The sequence below is a fragment of the Mesorhizobium sp. LNJC391B00 genome (assembly GCF_000502535.1).
Taxonomy (GTDB): Bacteria; Pseudomonadota; Alphaproteobacteria; order Rhizobiales; family Rhizobiaceae; genus Mesorhizobium.
Genome location: NZ_AYWI01000003.1, coordinates 479,509 through 496,179 on the forward strand (window position 1 = coordinate 479,509; position 16,671 = coordinate 496,179).

The window sequence follows — 16,671 nt, forward strand, 5'->3', positions numbered from 1 at the left end:
ATTTTGTTTGATTTTTCCGAAGCGAAGGCGGATAAGCCCGAGCACTTCAAGATTTTGGGAGAGAGCGAAGCCATGGCCGCCGACGAGAACGCGTTCGTTTGGGAAGACCCCTTCCTGATCGAGAACCAGCTTTCCGAGGATGAGCGCATGGTGCGCGATGGCGCGGCCGCCTTTGCCGCAGACAAGCTCGCGCCGCGCATCGAGGAGGCCTATCTCGAGGAAAAGACCGATGCCGGCATCTTTCGCGAGATGGGCGAGGCCGGCCTGCTCGGCATCACCGTCCCTGAGGAATATGGCGGGCTCGGCGCCAATTACGTCACCTACGGGTTGGTGGCGCGCGAGGTCGAGCGGGTCGATTCCGGCTACCGCTCGATGATGTCGGTGCAATCGTCGCTGGTGATGTACCCCATCCATGCCTATGGCACGGAAGAGCAGCGCAAGAGATACCTGCCGAAGCTGGCTTCGGGCGAATGGATCGGCTGTTTCGGCCTGACCGAGCCGGATGCCGGTTCCGATCCGGGCGGCATGAAGACGCGGGCCGAGAAGACGGCGAACGGCTACAAGATTTCCGGCTCGAAAATGTGGATATCCAACGCGCCGATCGCCGACGTGTTCGTGGTCTGGGCGAAGCTGAAGGGCGACAACGGCAAGGACGAAATCCGCGGTTTCGTGCTGGAGAAGGGCATGAAGGGGCTGTCGGCGCCGAAGATCGGCGGCAAGCTCAGCCTTAGGGCCTCGATCACCGGCGAGGTGGTGATGGAAGGCGTCGAGGTTGGCGAAGACGCGCTGCTGCCCAACGCCAGGGGCCTCGGCGGCCCATTCGGCTGCCTCAACCGGGCCCGCTACGGCATTTCCTGGGGCGCGATGGGCGCCGCCGAGGATTGCTGGCACCGGGCCCGGCAGTATGGACTCGACCGCAAGCAGTTCGGCAAGCCGCTCGCCGGCACGCAGCTGTTCCAGAAAAAGCTCGCCGACATGCAGACCGAGATCGCGCTGGGCCTGCAGGGCTCGCTGCGCGTCGGGCGGCTGATGGATGAAGGCAAGATGGCCCCGGAAATGATCTCGATCGTCAAGCGGAACAATTGCGGCAAGGCGCTCGACATCGCCCGCCAGGCCCGCGACATGCATGGCGGCAACGGCATCCAGATCGGCTACCACGTCATGCGCCACGCGCAGAACCTGGAGACGGTCAACACCTATGAAGGCACGCATGACGTGCATGCGCTGATCCTTGGCAGGGCTCAGACGGGGATACAGGCGTTTTTCTAAGCTGTGCCGAATTCAAGTGAGGCCGGCCTGCAAATGGCCGATACCTGCGCTTCCGGTGCTCGCGTACCAAAAGTACGCTCTGCTCCGGTTCTCGGTATCAGCCATTTTCGACTCGGCCTGACCTGAATCTCGACACAGCGTAGCCGGCTTCGGCTGCTTAATTTAGGTGCAGCGCAACATCTCTGCTTGGAGAATGGCCAATAGATGTGTCAGGGTTCGGCTGAAGAAACGCCGATCTCCGGGGCCCCATGGCAATACTGGCAGCCGTCTACCACCTGACCCATTACAAATACGACCGGCCGGTGGTTCTCGGGCCCCAGGTCATCAGGCTGCAGCCGGCACCGCATTCCCGCACCAAGGTGCTCAGCCATTCGCTGAAGGTCGGGCCGGCGAACCACTTCGTCAATCTGCAGCAGGACCCCTACGGCAATTTCCTGGCCCGCTTCGTCTTCCCGGAACCGGTGACGGAATTGAAGATCGAGGTCGACCTCGTCGCCGACATGACGGTCTACAATCCGTTCGATTTCTTCGTCGAGCCATCGGCCGAGACCTTCCCGTTCGAGTACCCCGAAGACATCAGGGACGATCTCGCCATCTACCGCACGCCGGAGCCGGCGGGGCCGCTGCTGTCTGCTTTCCTCGCAACCATCGACCGTAGCGCCACCAACACCGTCAATTTCGTCGTCGACCTCAATGCGCGGCTGCAGCGGGAGATCGCTTATATCGTGCGGATGGAAACCGGCGTGTTCTCGCCGGAGGAAACGCTGGCCGCGAAAAAGGGATCGTGCCGGGATTCGAGCTGGCTGCTGGTGCAAATTCTCAGGAATCTCGGCCTCGCCGCGCGTTTCGTCTCAGGCTATCTGATCCAGCTGAAGCCCGATCTGGTCGCGCTCGATGGCCCAGCCGGAACCGCCGTCGACTTCACCGACCTGCACGCCTGGTGCGAGGTCTATCTGCCGGGCGCCGGCTGGATCGGCTTCGATCCGACGTCGGGCCTGCTCACCGGCGAAAGCCATGTGCCGCTGGCGGCCACGCCGCATTTCCGCAACGCCGCACCCATTTCCGGCATGGCGAGCTTCGCCAATGTCGAATTCGGCTTCGACATGCGTGTCGACCGCATCGCCGAACATCCGCGCATCACCAAGCCATTCTCGGACGAAAGCTGGCAGGCGCTGGATGCGCTGGGCAACAAGGTCGACGCCGCACTTCAAGCGGGCGACGTCAGGCTGACCATGGGCGGCGAGCCGACCTTTGTCTCCATCGACGATTTCGAGTCCGCCGAGTGGAACACCGCCGCCGTCGGCCCGACCAAGCGCGAAAAGGCCGATGCGCTGATCCGTAAATTGCGCGAACGCTTCGCGCCGGGCGGCTTCCTCCACTACGGCCAGGGCAAATGGTATCCGGGCGAAAGCCTGCCGCGCTGGACCTTTTCGCTCTATTGGCGCACCGACGGCCAGCCGGTGTGGAGCGATCCGTCGCTGATCGCACGCGAAAAGAGCGACGCAAAGGTGGGGCCGCAGCAGGCCGAGAGCTTGCTGACGGCAATCGCCGGCGAACTCGGCATCGACAAGGCGATGGTCAGCGAGGCCTATGAGGACCCGGCCGAATGGCTGCTGAAAGAAGGCAAGCTGCCCGACAATGTCGATCCGTCCAACTCCAAGCTGGAAGACCCGGAAGAGCGCAGCCGCATGGCGAAAGTGTTCGAGCGCGGGCTGACCAAGCCGTCGGGCTACGTGCTGCCGGTGCAGCGCTGGAACAGCCAGGCTTCGGACCCGCGCTGGCGCTCGGAGAAGTGGAAGACCCGGCGCGGGCGGCTGTTCCTGGTGCCGGGCGATTCCCCTGTCGGTTACCGCCTGCCGCTGGGCACGCTGCCCTATGTGCCGCCGGCGCAGTTCCCCTATATTGTGCCGGTCGATCCGTCGCTGCCGCGTGGACCGCTGCCGGCGCGGGAAGCCATACTGCCAGAACCGGCTCCGGCCGAGCTGGAAGGCGCCGACGAGATGGCACGACGCCAGCAGGCGATTTCTTTCACGGCGACGACCGGCCAGCAGGATAGGGTCGAACAGGAGATCACCGAGATCGGCGGCGCGGTGCGTACAGCACTTTCGGTCGAGCCACGCGACGGGCGGCTGTGCGTGTTCATGCCGCCGGTCGAGGCGCTGGAAGACTATCTCGAACTCGTCGCAGCCGCCGAAAACGCGGCCAAGGCGATCGGCCTTCCCGTCCATATCGAAGGCTATGGACCGCCGCACGATCCGCGCCTCAACGTCATCAGGGTGGCACCCGATCCCGGCGTCATCGAGGTCAACATCCATCCGGCTGCCAACTGGCAGGACTGCGTGGCGACGACGACGGCGATCTACGAGGAAGCACGGCAGACGCGGCTTGGCGCCGACAAGTTCATGATCGACGGCCGCCACACCGGTACCGGCGGGGGCAACCATGTCGTCGTCGGCGGCGCGACGCCCAATGACAGCCCGTTCCTGCGCCGGCCCGATCTGTTGAAGAGCCTGGTGCTGCAATGGCAGCGGCGCCCGTCGCTGTCCTATCTATTCTCCGGCCTGTTCATCGGCCCGACCAGCCAGGCGCCGCGCTTCGACGAGGCGCGGCACGATTCGCTTTACGAACTCGAGATCGCGATGGCGCAGGTGCCGCACCCGGGCCAGGGCAACCCACCGCTGCCTTGGCTGGTCGACCGACTGTTTCGCAACCTGTTGACCGATGTCACCGGCAATACGCACCGCTCGGAAATCTGCATCGACAAGCTGTTTTCGCCCGATGGCCCGACCGGCCGGCTTGGGCTTGTTGAGTTCCGCGGTTTCGAGATGCCGCCCAATGCGCGCATGTCGCTGGCGCAGCAATTGCTGGTACGCGCCATCATCGCCCGTGCGTGGAACAACCCGCTTGATGGCCGCTTCGTGCGCTGGGGCACCTCGCTCCATGACCGTTTCATGCTGCCGCATTATGTCTGGGCGGATTTCCTCGACATGCTCGACGACCTCAAGCTCAACGGTTTCGAATTCCGGCCGGAATGGTTCGATGCCCAGCTGGAGTTCCGCTTTCCGTTCTGCGGCGAAGTCCAGCATGCCGGCATCAAGCTGGAACTGCGGCAGGCGCTGGAGCCGTGGCATGTGATGGGTGAGCAAGGCGCCATCGGCGGCACCGTGCGCTTCGTCGATTCCTCGGTCGAACGGCTGCAGGTCAGGACCGAAGGCCTCAACCCGGAACGTCATGCCATTGTCTGCAATGGCCGAATCGTGCCGATGAAGGTCACCGACAATCGCGAGGTCGCGGTGGCCGGTGTGCGCTTCAAGGCCTGGCAGCCTTCGTCGGGCCTGCATCCGGCGCTGCCGGTCAACACGCCTTTGGTCTTCGACATTTACGACCGTTGGTCGGGGCGGGCGGTGGGCGGCTGCGTCTACCATGTCGCGCATCCAGGTGGGCGCAGCTACGACACGTTCCCGGTCAACGGCAATGAGGCCGAGGCGAGGCGTCTCGCCCGCTTCGAGCCGCGCGGCCATACGCCGTCGGCCTATGTGCTGCGCAATGAAGAAGCCTCTGAAGACTTCCCCATGACCCTTGACCTCAGGCGGCCAGCAAGACTCTGATCAGCGATGGCAAAGGGGAATCAGAAAAAGGTCCGCGGCAAGCCGCTGAGGCACAGTCTGCTGGAGCACTACCAGCCGATTGACGGCGTCGTCGACGAGATGGTCGATGCTTCGGGCCATCCGCGTCCGGCCTGGGCGCCCTTCATCGAGGCGCTGGAGGAGCTGGGTCCCGAAAAGCTGGGCCAGCGCTTTGCCCGCGCCGACCAGTATCTGCGCGACGCCGGCGTTTATTATCGCGTCTACGACAAGGCCGGCGCCAACGAGCGCGAATGGCCACTGGCGCATATCCCGCTGCTGATCGAAGACAAGGAATGGGCCGGGATCAGCGCCGGTCTCGTCCAGCGCGCCGAGCTTTTCGAGGAGATAGTCGCTGATATTTACGGGCCGAACCGGCTGACCGAGAAGGGAATCCTGCCGGCAGGCCTGATTGCGGCGAGCCCCGAATATTTGCGCCCCGTCGTCGGCACCATGCCGGCCAGCGGTCATTTCCTGCATTTTTGCGCCTTCGAGCTCGGCCGTGGACCGGATGGAAGCTGGTGGGTGCTGGGCGACCGCACGCAGGCGCCGTCGGGCGCCGGCTTTGCGCTGGAAAACCGAGTCGCCACGACGCGGGCTTTGTCCGACATCTATGGCGAGATGCATGTGCACCGTCTCGCCGGTTTCTTCCGTCGCTTTCGCGATGCTCTGATCGGCATGGCGAAGGAGAATGACGGCCGCGTCGCCATTCTGACGCCGGGGCCGCTCAACGAGACCTATTACGAGCACGCCTATATCGCCCGCTATCTCGGCATCATGCTGCTCGAGGGCGAGGATCTGACCGTCGCCGGCGGCAAGCTTATGGTGCGCACGGTTTCGGGGCTGATGCCGATCAGCGTGCTGTGGCGGCGGCTCGATGCCGCCTTCGCCGATCCGCTGGAACTGCGGCCAGACTCGCATATCGGCACCCCGGGGCTGGTCGAGGCGATCCGCCGCGGCACGGTTTCGACGGTCAATGCGCTGGGTTCGGGCTTGATGGAAACCCGGGCGCTGCTCGCCTTCCTGCCGAAGATTTCGCGCGCATTGCGCGGCGAAGAACTTCTGTTGCCAAGCGTCGCCACCTGGTGGTGCGGGCAAGCAACCGAACGGGCCCATGTGCTTGCCAATATCGATCGCATGGTGATCGGTCCGGCGCTGTCGACGCGGCTGGCCTTCGAGGATGACGGCCAGACCAGGCTCGGTTCGGCACTGACGCCGGAGGAACGCATCGCGCTGATCGCGCGCATCGAGAGCGATGGCAGCGGTTTCGTCGGCCAGGAAGCGGTGACGCTGTCGACGACGCCGGTCTATGTCGGCGGCTGGCTGGAACCGCGACCGGCAAGCCTGCGCGTTTATCTGGCGCGTACGCCCGATGGCTGGACGGTAATGCCGGGCGGTTTCGCCCGTGTCGGCCTTTCGCTCGACCCGACGGCCATCGCCATGCAGCGCGGCGGCCAGGCGGCCGACGTCTGGGTGGTCAGCGACCGGTCGGTCGAGCGCGAGACACTGCTGCCCCAGGAGCATGACAGCTTCGTCCGCACCATGCCGGGCAGCCTGCCCAGCCGCGCGGCGGAAAACCTGACCTGGCTCGGCCGCTATATCGAGCGCTCGGAGGATACGGTTCGCATCCTGCGCGCCTATCATGTGCGGCTGGCCGAGACGTCCGATCCTGACATGCTGCTGCTCGCCGATATAAGGGACTATCTCGAACCCTTCGGCATCGATCTCGAAGCGGCCATTCCGCCCGGATTGATCGGCACGCTGGACAGCGCCGTCTACAGCGCCGGACAGATCCGCGACCGCTTTTCGCCCGATGGCTGGCTGGCGCTGAAGGACCTGTCGAAGACCATTCATCAGTTCGCCACCACGGTGGCGACGGGTGACGACGCGACACGGGCGATGACGGTCATGCTGCGCAAGCTCGCCGGTTTCTCTGGCCTGTTGCACGAGAATATGTACCGTTTCACCGGCTGGCGTTTCCTCGAGATCGGCCGGCGGATCGAGCGCGGCATCCAGATCGCCCGTACGCTAGCCCGACTGACAAGGTCCGGTGCGCCGGACGGCTCGCTCGACATGATGCTGGAGATCGGCGACAGCGTCATGACCCACCGCCGGCAATATCCGGTGCGGGCCGGACGGCGCACGGTGATCGACCTCTTGGCGCTCGACCCACTCAACCCGCGCTCGATCCTGTTCCAGCTCGAACGGCTGAAGGCGGAGATCGGCCTGTTGCCCTCGGTTGGCCCGGAGGGGCATATGTCGGTCGCGGCCAAGGAAATCCTGCAGCTCAACACGGCAATTGCCGTCATGGAGCCATCGGAGATGTCGTCGGAGGTGCTGGACGATCTCGCAACTGAGATCGGCAACCTCTACAGCAGCCTGGCTAAAGCGTATTTCGGTTAACATGCTGTACGATATCAGGCTTCATCTCAGCTACGATTATGACGCCGCGGCCGGTGGCAGCCGGCATCAGGTGCGTGTATTGCCGCCGACCATTGCCGGCGTGCAGCGCGTGATCGCGGCCTCGCTTTCGTTTGTGCCGACCCCATCCGAGCGCACGGATTTTGCCGATTTCTTCGGCAACAATGTCACCGCGATCGCCTTTCGCGACGTCCATGACGGGCTCGACATCAGAATGAGCGCGCGCGTGTCGGTGTCACGGCCGGAGCCTGGGCTCGACGTGTCGCCCGATCTGCAGCGGCTGCGGGAAGAACTCGGCGCCGTACGGTCACTGGCGCCGGATGCACCGCATCACTTTCTCGCCGCCAGCGATCATGCCGGCATCGATGCGGCGATCACCGCCTATGCCCGCGACAGCGCCGGCGGCTCGACGGTCGGCATGGCCATCGATCTGTGCAACCGCATCCACCGCGACTTCACCTATGACGGGGAAGCGACCACGGTGCGTACCGGGGCCAGCGATGCCTTCCGTTTGAAGCGGGGCGTGTGCCAGGACTTCTCCCACATCATGATCGCCGGCCTGCGCGGGCTAGGTATTCCTGCGGGTTATGTCAGCGGCTTCCTGCGCACCATTCCCCCGAAAGGGAAGCCGCGGCTCGAAGGCGCCGATGCCATGCATGCCTGGGTCAAGGTGTGGTGTGGGCGCGATGCCGGCTGGCAGGAATTCGACCCGACCAATGGCATGCGGGCCAGCAACGACCACATCACCGTTGGCTATGGCCGCGACTATTCCGACGTGGCTCCGATCGTCGGCGTGCTGAAAACCACCGGCGGCCAGGTCGGCGACCAGGCCGTCGACGTCATCCCGGTCGCGCTCGAGAAGGCCTGACAGCCTCGAAGCACAGCTTCTCAACAACGGCCATGCCCGTTATGCTCGGTTGAAACTTCGGGGAGGATCGGTCGGCAGGCATGCTGATGCGGAGTTCGGTATTGACGGCAATCAGTGTCATCATCCCGGCGCACAATGCGGCGGCAACCATAGCGGCCACGCTGGCCTCGCTTCGTTCCGAAGCCGAGGTTATCGGCGAGGTGCTGCTGGTCGACGATTCCTCCTCGGACGGGACGGCAGAAGCCGCGCTGAATGCCGCCACGCAATTCTCGTTGCCGTTGCGCGTGCTCATGAGCAACTGCCGGGACGCGGGCGGCTCCCGCAATGTGGCGCTGGCGCAGGCGCAATGCTCCTGGATCTACCTGATCGACGCCGACGACTTGCATCTGGAGGGCGGGCTGCGGTCGATGCTGGTCCGGGCGGGGGCGCAGCCGGCCGCCGACATGGTGATCGGCGCCTACCGTCGGCGCACCGATGGCGAGAACCGGAACCTCAAGCTTCCAGCCGGCTACATAGAAGATGGTATAGCCAATGCCTCGGCCTATCTGGAAGGTCACATTCGCTCGATCGCCGTGGGCAGTGCGCTGGTTTCCCGGCGCGTCGTCGGCGACACGCGCTTCCCGACCGGGCTTGCCTATGACGAGGACACGCTGTTCTGGTCCAGGCTGATGGGCAGGGCGTCGCTTGCCCTGATCGTGCATCCCGTCATGATCTACCACGTTTCGGCAGTGCGTTCCGATGATCGCTTCATCACCAGGCCGGTGCGCCGCTTTCTCGACTGGCGGCTGGCGCTGCGCGAGCTGACTGACTGTGGCATCCCACTGTCGTCGCTAAAAACCAGGGAGGGGCTGGTCGCCCTCAAGATCGCCAGGGTTCACTATGCGCGCGGCGATCTGGAGACGGCGGCGCGGTTCCTGAGGATCGCGGCGGCGGCGCCGAAGGTGCGGTCGAACACCTGGCGTTGCAGGCGCTACCAGCTGAAGCTGGCGCTGCGGCGCTGGTTTTCCTCTCCGCGCGTCCAGTTGCAACGTGCCTGAATCAGCCCCGCCGCAGCTTGCCGTCATTGTCATCGGCTATCGCGCGCCGGCTCAAATCGTCGAGGCGGTGACATCCCTGCTGGATCAGGATGAGCCGCTCGAGATCATGGTGGTCAACTCGGGCGGAGGCGAGGTCCTGGCGCTGCTGACCGGCGCCGGGGTCAAGGTGCCAGTGATCGAGGTCGGTCGAAGGCTGTTTGTAGGCGCAGCCCGCAACCTCGGCATTGCGGCCACCAAAGCGCCTTTCGTTGCCTTTCTCGCCGATGATTGCCTCGCCTGTTCGGGCTGGGCCGAGGCACGGATGCAGCGGCATCTGGCTGGCGACCGCGCCGTGGCGAGCGCGATGGTGAATAGCCATCCGCGCAATCTGATCGCCTGTGCGGCTCATCTGATCATGTTCATGCGACGGCTTCCCGGTCTGGCGTCGGATCGTGCGCTGCGTTACGGCGTGTCGTTCGATCGGCGGCTGTTCGATGAATTTGGCTTGTTCGATGAAACCATGCCTGCTGCCGAAGACACCGAATTCCTGGGGCGGCTGCCGCAGGAACTGCAGCCGGTGTGGGAGTCTAAGGTGCAAACCGTTCATCGCAACGAAACCCGGCTGTCCAGATTGCTTGCCGATCAGTACAGGCGCGGCTGTCGCCGCGGCGATTACCTCGCAGCGTCCGCCCTGAACACTCCGTTTCGGTGTTTTCGCGACACGTTTCGCGATCGGCGGAATGCCCGCAAGCTGGCGAAGATCGGGCTTTCCGATCGGGATCGAACTTTCGCGATGATGTCGATGCCAATTGTCTGGCTTGCCCTGCTGGTCAAATCCGTGGGTGTCTATATTGGCGTGCGAAATCGCGTGAAAGCGGCAACAAGAAAATGATAACGAGCCAAATCAAGCCTCGACGCTGGCGACGGAGCCGACTGTTCTGGACGCGCCAGAGAACGGTCGCAGTTTTCAGCTATCGTTATGACGCGCATCTGGTTGCCGATCTGATCACCAATATCGATCCGGTCGTTGACGGCTGGATTGCCTATGACGATCGCGGGGCGACCGGCGTGTTCAGCAGCGAGCCGCAGCGGCGGCGGATCTTACTCGACGCAGCGCATGAAGCTGCCGCCGACTGGATCCTGGCTATTGATCCCGATGAGCGGCTGGAACGCGGTACCGCGGAGCGGATCGGACAGCTGACGGGGGATTACAGGCGCATGGCTTGGGGGTTCCGGCTCCGCGAATTGTATTCGCCGACCGAGTACCGGGTCGACGGGCTGTGGGCCGAAAAGTTCCAGTATCGTCTGTTCAGAGCCTACGATCCGGCGAAGTACCGACCAGAGGACCTGCACGGGCTCTGGTATCCTCCCGATCTTGGTTTCAAGGCCCGCAACAGCGGGCTCAACCTCTATCATTTAAAGATGATGGAGCCGAAGCGGCGGATCGCCCGCCGCAATCTCTACCACCACCTGGATCCAAAGGGGCTCCTGCAGGATGTGGGCTATGACTACCTTGCCGATGAGGCAGGGGCCGTGTTCGAACAGATTCCGCCCGGGCGCGACTACCATCCGCCTCACGTCGACGATGGCGGCCTCTGGATGGCCGTGCCGGCTGGTGCCACCATTGGTGGACCCGACCACATTCCATAGCAACGGGGTGGAACCAGCAGTCGGCCTGGCGCTTATCTACGAGAAAAATTTCGTGGAGCGGGCATGCTTGACAAATCTGGGACGCCATCCGGCCGGTCGGCTGCCGGACGGGGGGACGATGGAGCGCCGAAGAACGGCGCGCAGACCGCTGCCGAACAGGCCTCGCTCACCTATATCAGCGACAGCGAGCCGGGGATCCGGCGCCTGAAGGCGGGCGAAGGCTTTTCCTACAAGGGCGCGAAAGGACAGGCCGTCGGCGCGGCAGCCATTGCCCGCATCAAGGCGCTGGCCATTCCGCCGGCATGGACGGATGTGTGGATCTCGCCCGATCCCGCCGGCCACATCCAGGCGACCGGCCGCGACCAGCGCGGGCGCAAACAGTACCGCTACCATCCGCTGTGGGCCGCCGAGCGCGACGGCGCCAAATACTCCAGCCTTGTCGCCTTTGCCGAAAGCCTGCCGGAGCTGCGCCGCCGGATCGATGCCGATCTGCGCCGCCGTGGCCTGCCGGCCGAGCGCGTCGTGGCGGCAATTGTCTGGCTGCTCGACAACACGATGATCCGGGTCGGCAATGCCGCCTATGCCCGCGACAACAAGAGCTTTGGGCTGACGACGCTACGCGACCGCCACGTCGACATCAAGGGATCGAGCCTGCGCTTTGCCTTCAAGGGCAAGTCCGGCAAGGAATGGAAATTGAAGCTGGTCGACCGCCGCATCGCCCGGGTCGTGCGCGGCGCGCAGGATATTCCGGGGCAGCAACTGTTCCAATATCTCGACGAGGATGGCGAGAGGCATGGAGTGCGCTCCGACGATGTCAACCGCTATATCCGCGACGCGATCGGCGCCAATTTCAGCTCCAAGCATTTCCGCACCTGGGGCGGCACCATCCATGCCGCGTCGCTGTTTGCGCGGACGGAGCTTCCCGAAAGCCAGGCGCAGACCAAGCGTGTAATGAACGCCGTCATCGACAAGGTGGCCGAGCGGCTCGGCAACACACGCGCCGTCTGCCGCAAATGCTACATCCATCCACAGGTTTTCGAAGCCTGGGTGGAAGGGCGGCTGCTTAGCGAAATGACCGAGGCCAACAAGCGCAAGCGATCGATAGACGGTCTCGATGATGAAGAGGCTCTTGTGCTGAGATGGTTGAAGGCAAGCGAAGGCTGACAAAAATGGCGTAACTTTTTTGTCGACGCCATGTCGGCATAGGCCCTACTGTTTCGTCCTTTGAGACAGAAAAGGACGTCCCATGCTCTACGCTATCCTCTGCTATGCCTCCGAAGATGTCGTCTCCTCCTGGAGCAAGGCACAGGATGACGAGGTCATGGCAAAGCTCATGCATGTGCAGGAAAAATACGCTCAAGCCGGCCGGCTTGGGCCGGTGGCGCGGCTTTTGCCCACCACCGCCGCGACGACGCTGCGCAAGGTCAAGGGCGAATCGGTCGTCATCGACGGCCCGTTTGCCGAGACCAAGGAACAGTTCCTCGGCTTCTACACGCTGGAATGCGCCGATCTCGACGAAGCCGTCGACTTCGCGCGCGAGCTTTCCGAGGTCAATCCCAGCGGCGGATCCTATGAGATCCGACCGGTTTCCGTCTTCAACCCAACCAGAGTAGCCACATGACAGACCTCGCCTGGATAAGCTCGGCGATCAGCGCTGCCCGCCCGCAGGCTATGGGTGCGCTGCTGCGCTATTTCCGCAATCTCGATACGGCGGAGGAAGCTTTCCAGGACGCGTGCCTGAGGGCACTCAAGAACTGGCCGCAGAACGGGCCGCCGCGCGATCCTGCGGCCTGGCTGATCTTTGTCGGCCGCAACACCGGCATCGACGCGGTGCGCAAGCGCGCCAAGCAGGCGCCGATGCCGGAAGAGGACCAGATCTCGGACCTGGAAGATGCCGAGAGCGATATCGCCGAACGGCTGGACGGCGCGCACTACCGCGATGACATATTGCGGCTCTTGTTCATCTGCTGCCATCCGGATCTGCCGCCTACGCAGCAGATCGCGGTGGCGCTGCGCATCGTCTCCGGTCTCACCGTCAAGCAGATCGCGCGTGCGTTCCTGGTCGGCGAAAGCGCCATGGAACAGCGCATCACGCGCGCCAAGGCGCGCATTGCCGATGCCGGCGTGCCGTTCGAGACGCCCGGCGCGGTCGAGCGCTCGGAGCGGCTCGGCGCCGTTGCCGCCATGGTCTATCTGATCTTCAACGAAGGTTATTCCACCAACAGCGGCGAGGCGCCGGCGCGTGCGCCGCTTTGCGAGGAGGCGATCCGGCTGGCGCGCCTGTTGCTGCGGCTGTTCCAGACCGAGCCGGAGATCATGGGCCTGACGGCATTGCTTTTGCTGCAGCATGCGCGCGCGCCGGCCCGCTTCGACGAGAATGGCGAGATCGTGCTGCTCGACGACCAGGACCGCTCGCTGTGGAGCCGCAAGATGATCGACGAAGGCCTGGCGCTGGTCGACAAGGCCCTGCGCCACCAGAAGCCCGGACCCTACCAGGTGCAGGCGGCGATCGCCGCCCTTCATGCGCGGGCGGCAACCCCCGAGGAGACCGACTGGACAGAGATCGACCTGCTCTACAGCCTGCTGGAGGCGATGCAACCTTCGCCGGTGGTGACGCTGAACCGTGCGGTTGCGGTCGCCAAGGTGCGCGGGCCGGAAGCTGCCCTTGCCATGATCGAGCCGCTTGGCGAGAGGCTGTCCGGCTATTTCCACTTCTTCGGCCTCAAGGGCGGTCTGTTGATGCAGCTCGGCCGTGGCGAAGAGGCGCGTGTCGCCTTCGATCGCGCCATTGCGTTGGCCAACACGGCAGCGGAAGCCGCCCATATCCGCATGCATATCGACCGGCTGATGCGAGACGGAGCCGTGAAGGCGCCGGCGAAGACAGCGCACTAAACCTGTTCCTCCTGTGGCTCAATCGTGCAATCCCGGCTTGGACCATGCCGGGGTGGCGATTTTCCCCTGAAACGAGTAATGGCACGCCATGACAGCGCCTGCGGCATGCGGGCGATAATGGCGCCAAGGCTCGACCGCCGCCCTATGATGGCGAGCGGATCTGAAAGGGATGAAAATGACGATAGCGAAGGAAACGGCCGAACTTCTGGCGAAACTGGGTGTGGCCAAGGACGCGCTGACCGGCGGCGACCTCGTCGTGCGCAGCCCGGTGACGGGTGAACAGATCGCGGCGCTGAAGACGATTTCGCCGGCCGATGCGGCCAAGACCATCGATGCCGCGCACACGGCGTTCCAGGCCTGGCGGATGGTGCCGGGTCCCCGGCGCGGCGAACTGGTGCGGCTGCTCGGCGAGGAGTTGCGCGCGCACAAAACCGAGCTTGGCCGGCTGGTGTCGATCGAGGTCGGCAAGATCCCGTCGGAAGGCCTCGGCGAAGTTCAGGAAATGATCGACATCTGCGATTTCGCCGTCGGCCTTTCCCGCCAACTCTACGGTCTAACCATCGCCACCGAGCGTCCGGGACATCGCATGATGGAGACCTGGCATCCGCTCGGCGTCGTCGGCGTCATTTCGGCCTTCAACTTCCCGGTCGCGGTGTGGTCGTGGAACGCGGCGCTCGCGCTGGTCTGCGGCGACGCCGTGGTGTGGAAGCCCTCGGAAAAGACGCCGCTGACGGCGCTCGCCTGCGAGGCGATTTTTGCCGGCGCGGTCAAGCGCTTCGGCGCGGATGCGCCGCAGGGCCTGGCACCGGTGCTGATTGGCGACCGCTCCGTCGGCGAGATCCTGGTCGACCACCCGAAGGTGGCGCTGGTTTCTGCCACCGGCTCGACCCGCATGGGCCGGGATGTCGGCCCGCGGCTGGCCAAGCGCTTTGCCCGCGCCGTGCTCGAGCTCGGCGGCAACAATGCCGGCATCGTCTGCCCGACCGCCGATCTCGACATGGCGCTGCGCGCCATCGCCTTTGGCGCCATGGGCACCGCGGGCCAGCGCTGCACGACGCTGCGGCGCCTGTTCGTGCATGACAGCGTCTATGACACGCTGCTGCCGCGGCTGAAGAAGGCCTATGAGAGCGTCTCGGTCGGCAACCCGCTGGAGACGTCTTCGCTCGTCGGGCCGCTGATCGACAAGGGGGCGTTCGACGCCATGCAGAAGGCGCTCAAGGAAGCCACCGCTCACGGCGGCAAGCTGACCGGCGGTTCGCGGGTCGAGAATGGCCATCCCGATGCCTATTACGTGCATCCGGCGCTGGTCGAAATGCCGAAGCAGGTGGCTCCTGTCACCGAAGAAACCTTCGCGCCGATCCTCTACGTGATGAAATATTCCGATTTCGATGCAGTGCTCGACGAGCACAATGCGGTCGGCGCCGGACTGTCGTCGTCGATCTTCACCCGCGACCTGCAGGAATCCGAGCGCTTCCTCGGCGTCGATGGTTCGGATTGCGGCATCGCCAACGTCAACATCGGCACGTCGGGCGCCGAGATCGGCGGCGCGTTCGGCGGCGAGAAGGAAACCGGCGGCGGCCGCGAGAGCGGCTCCGATGCCTGGAAGGCCTATATGCGCCGCGCCACCAACACGGTGAACTATTCCAAGGCGCTGCCGCTGGCGCAGGGCGTGTCATTCGACATCGATTGAGATGCTGCGCCCGGCTTTTGACCAGTTGATCCACCCGAACCCGTCGGGCGGATCGCTGCCGCTCGCGCGGATCGTTCCGCTTTCAGGCTTCGCCCCCGCTGTCCAGATGTCCGTATCCCGACGGCGGAAAGGCCGCCTCGGCCATGCGCCCGGACGGGTCCTCGCGGTCGGCACGATCGGCTGCGCAACAGCGTCTGCGCCGAACGTTCAGCCAGCGTGCGGCGACGCCGGTCGGCAGGCTTCGAACGCGGCATCGATGACGGCAAGTTTGGCGGCCTGCACGGTCATGTATTCCTGGTAGAAGCTGTTCGAGACCCACATTACGGAATGCCCGCGCCGGCCCAGCCAGCCGACGCTGCCGAGCTTTTCGGCGTCGCGCAATTTGCGCGCAAGATGGGTGCGCGAGAGTTTTAGCCAACTGGCGAATTCGCCGATCGAAACCACGCTGGTCGGGATCCGGTCGAGGGCGGCATTGTCGGGATCGATGCCGGACATCAGCCAATCCATGACGATGCCGCCATTGTTGAGCCAGATGAACAGCGAAAACGTCTGCTTGGGCTCACGCACAGGGTTGGAGGAGAGCAGGCCTTCCGCCACCAGCGGCTGCAGCCTGGAAATCATGCCGTGCTGCTCGAGAAAGGCGGCGAGGCGGCTGCCGCTGTCGAGACCGTCGAGCGTGCGCAGATGCGCAACCACCCAGCCGTCGAATTCCTTCAGCGTCGCTGCCGTCACCTGAAACGGGTGGGCTCGTCCGTCACCGGTGTGCGGCAGGTATTCGATGATGTGATAGTGCAGCATCTCCTTGATGAAGGCTTCGGCCGTGTTGCGGCTAGCGACGGAATAGTGAAGCACGGCATCGATGAAGCGGGCCAGTGTCAGTTCCGTGCGGGGATCGCGCGGGTCGCGGGCGAAATGCAGGGCTAGGCCGGTGTGAGCCAGCAGCCAGCGCTGTTGCGTAGCGAACACGGCGGCCAGGCGTGGGCTCGTTTCATAGATATGCAGCAGCGCCTTCGACTGCGCCTCGACATGACGGTGCAGCGCCGGATGGCCGGCAATATATTCGAAATTCAGCGCCATCCTCCTCGTCCTCCGGCCAGCCCCCCGGCAGCGAAGACGTGCAATCACATTTCCAGCCTTAGCCGCCCGTGTCCAGCCATGCCAACCCGGACAAAAGGCCTAGAGCGATCAACCGTTCCACAGACAGGTTGAAACCCCCGTCATCTCTTGATTTCGAGGCAAATT

12 protein-coding genes are annotated in these 16,671 nt (G+C 64.3%); 11 read left to right on the forward strand and 1 reads right to left on the reverse strand.

All coding sequences use genetic code 11. The features are described from left to right. Positions 1-72: 72 nt before the first annotated feature. The 11 genes from X750_RS154725 to X750_RS154675 all read left to right on the forward strand — a co-directional run bounded on the left by X750_RS154725 (position 73) and on the right by X750_RS154675 (position 15,429). Positions 73-1,269, forward strand: coding sequence for an acyl-CoA dehydrogenase (locus tag X750_RS154725; RefSeq protein ID WP_023747175.1), 1,197 nt, complete (start codon positions 73-75; stop codon positions 1,267-1,269). A gap of 248 nt (positions 1,270-1,517) precedes the next feature. After that, positions 1,518-4,877: a transglutaminase family protein gene (locus X750_RS154720; RefSeq protein ID WP_023747176.1), complete on the forward strand. Its 3,360-nt coding sequence runs from the start codon at positions 1,518-1,520 to the stop codon at positions 4,875-4,877. A gap of 6 nt (positions 4,878-4,883) precedes the next feature. Next, the gene (locus X750_RS154715) at positions 4,884-7,295 is read left to right on the forward strand and encodes a circularly permuted type 2 ATP-grasp protein (protein WP_023747177.1); all 2,412 of its coding nucleotides are present in this window, start codon (positions 4,884-4,886) and stop codon (positions 7,293-7,295) included. A gap of 1 nt (position 7,296) precedes the next feature. Next, a complete protein-coding gene (locus X750_RS154710; RefSeq protein ID WP_023683456.1) occupies positions 7,297-8,181 on the forward strand; it encodes a transglutaminase family protein in 885 nt (294 codons plus the stop codon). A 101-nt stretch (positions 8,182-8,282) separates the two neighbouring features. Continuing rightward, positions 8,283-9,218, forward strand: a complete 936-nt coding sequence (locus X750_RS154705; protein ID WP_023725135.1) for a glycosyltransferase family 2 protein — start codon at positions 8,283-8,285, stop codon at positions 9,216-9,218. After that, on the forward strand, positions 9,211-10,089 hold the full coding sequence (locus tag X750_RS154700; RefSeq protein ID WP_023747178.1) for a glycosyltransferase family A protein: 879 nt from the start codon (positions 9,211-9,213) through the stop codon (positions 10,087-10,089). Before X750_RS154705 ends, X750_RS154700 begins: the two co-directional genes overlap by 8 nt. After that, complete coding sequence (locus tag X750_RS154695) at positions 10,086-10,847, forward strand: hypothetical protein (RefSeq protein WP_023686315.1); 762 nt, start codon at positions 10,086-10,088, stop codon at positions 10,845-10,847. Before X750_RS154700 ends, X750_RS154695 begins: the two co-directional genes overlap by 4 nt. 63 nt (positions 10,848-10,910) lie before the next feature. Further along, complete coding sequence (locus X750_RS154690) at positions 10,911-12,011, forward strand: DNA topoisomerase IB (protein ID WP_023683452.1); 1,101 nt, start codon at positions 10,911-10,913, stop codon at positions 12,009-12,011. Positions 12,012-12,093: 82 nt separating this feature from the next. Next, positions 12,094-12,468, forward strand: coding sequence for a YciI family protein (locus X750_RS154685; RefSeq protein ID WP_023671781.1), 375 nt, complete (start codon positions 12,094-12,096; stop codon positions 12,466-12,468). Then, positions 12,465-13,739 (forward strand): RNA polymerase sigma factor, encoded by a 1,275-nt coding sequence (locus X750_RS154680; RefSeq protein ID WP_023683451.1) that lies wholly within the window; start codon positions 12,465-12,467, stop codon positions 13,737-13,739. The genes X750_RS154685 and X750_RS154680 overlap by 4 nt, the downstream gene beginning before the upstream one ends. 175 nt (positions 13,740-13,914) lie before the next feature. Further along, positions 13,915-15,429 (forward strand): aldehyde dehydrogenase family protein, encoded by a 1,515-nt coding sequence (locus tag X750_RS154675; RefSeq protein WP_023710989.1) that lies wholly within the window; start codon positions 13,915-13,917, stop codon positions 15,427-15,429. 207 nt (positions 15,430-15,636) lie between these two features. Here the strand turns inward: X750_RS154675 and X750_RS154670 are convergent, their stop codons facing one another. Beyond that, complete coding sequence (locus X750_RS154670; protein ID WP_023671785.1) at positions 15,637-16,506, reverse strand: hypothetical protein; 870 nt, start codon at positions 16,504-16,506, stop codon at positions 15,637-15,639. Positions 16,507-16,671 lie beyond the last annotated feature (165 nt).

Coding starts and splice junctions, on each gene's coding strand:
- X750_RS154725 (WP_023747175.1), top strand. CDS start 73: ATGGCCGCCGACGAGAACGCGTTCGTTTGGGAAGACCCCTTCCTGATC.
- X750_RS154720 (WP_023747176.1), top strand. CDS start 1,518: ATGGCAATACTGGCAGCCGTCTACCACCTGACCCATTACAAATACGAC.
- X750_RS154715 (WP_023747177.1), top strand. CDS start 4,884: ATGGCAAAGGGGAATCAGAAAAAGGTCCGCGGCAAGCCGCTGAGGCAC.
- X750_RS154710 (WP_023683456.1), top strand. CDS start 7,297: ATGCTGTACGATATCAGGCTTCATCTCAGCTACGATTATGACGCCGCG.
- X750_RS154695 (WP_023686315.1), top strand. CDS start 10,086: ATGATAACGAGCCAAATCAAGCCTCGACGCTGGCGACGGAGCCGACTG.
- X750_RS154690 (WP_023683452.1), top strand. CDS start 10,911: ATGCTTGACAAATCTGGGACGCCATCCGGCCGGTCGGCTGCCGGACGG.
- X750_RS154685 (WP_023671781.1), top strand. CDS start 12,094: ATGCTCTACGCTATCCTCTGCTATGCCTCCGAAGATGTCGTCTCCTCC.
- X750_RS154680 (WP_023683451.1), top strand. CDS start 12,465: ATGACAGACCTCGCCTGGATAAGCTCGGCGATCAGCGCTGCCCGCCCG.
- X750_RS154675 (WP_023710989.1), top strand. CDS start 13,915: ATGACGATAGCGAAGGAAACGGCCGAACTTCTGGCGAAACTGGGTGTG.
- X750_RS154670 (WP_023671785.1), bottom strand. CDS start 16,506: ATGGCGCTGAATTTCGAATATATTGCCGGCCATCCGGCGCTGCACCGT.